This is a genomic window from Faecalimicrobium dakarense (genome assembly GCF_000499525.1).
Classification (GTDB): Bacteria; Bacillota; Clostridia; order Peptostreptococcales; family Peptostreptococcaceae; genus Faecalimicrobium; species Faecalimicrobium dakarense.
In genome coordinates this window covers 1-808 of record NZ_HG529373.1, presented here as the reverse complement: position 1 = coordinate 808, position 808 = coordinate 1, and the positions used below count along the sequence as shown (strand labels likewise).

The window sequence follows — 808 nt, the reverse complement described above, 5'->3', positions numbered from 1 at the left end:
CTTATTTTTTTAGTCATTATGATTAGATTTTTTAACCTTTTTAACTACTTTTTTAACTTTTTTATGTCCATTAGATTCAGATGTGCTTTTATCTTGTGCAGATGAACTATGTTTGCTAGATTTATGTTTTGTAGGTGTATTTTGGTTAGATGAACTTTCTTTAGAAGATTTACTTCCAGAAGATGTTTTTTTAGATTTTAATTTTTTACTTTCTAGTTTGTCTTGGACTTCAGCTTCAGATATTTTACCCATTATAGTATCTAATTTTTTACGTTGATCATCATCTAGGAATGTTTTGAATTTTGATATAACCTCATCTTTTCCTTGAAGATTTTTACCTATCTTTATAAGTTCATCCATAAGTTCGTTTTCAGATTTACCTTTATAACCATCAGCAATTTGTTCAATTTTTTCCTTATCAATATTTTTTTGTTTAGCCATTTTCTCCAATGCGTCTGTATTTACTTTTTTCATAAAAATGCCCCTTTCTATAATATATATTAGATTTTACTCATATTATTTATATATAGAAATAATCTTAAAACATGAATGATATATTAAATTTTAGATAAATAAGATTTCCTATAAATAATATATATGCATATGAACAAAAAAAAGTAACATTAATAGCAAATAAAACATACTTTATATATGAGGAGAAGTATATTTTAAGGGGTGACTGTAAATTGAATAATATACTGTTGATACTTGGAATGATCGCGCTTAGTAACGGAAATATTTCGTTATTTGATAATAATAAAAATAAACCAAAAGAAATTAATGTAGATGGGACTAGAGGTCCATCTAT

At 24.8% G+C, this 808-nt stretch carries 1 protein-coding gene; it reads right to left on the bottom strand.

Annotated features, from left to right (window positions below):
* Positions 1-9: 9 nt before the first annotated feature.
* A complete protein-coding gene (locus BN899_RS12350) occupies positions 10-474 on the bottom strand; it encodes a hypothetical protein (RefSeq protein ID WP_042275792.1) in 465 nt (154 codons plus the stop codon).
* Between the last annotated feature and the right edge of the window lie 334 nt (positions 475-808).

Coding starts and splice junctions, on each gene's coding strand:
- BN899_RS12350 (WP_042275792.1), bottom strand. CDS start 474: ATGAAAAAAGTAAATACAGACGCATTGGAGAAAATGGCTAAACAAAAA.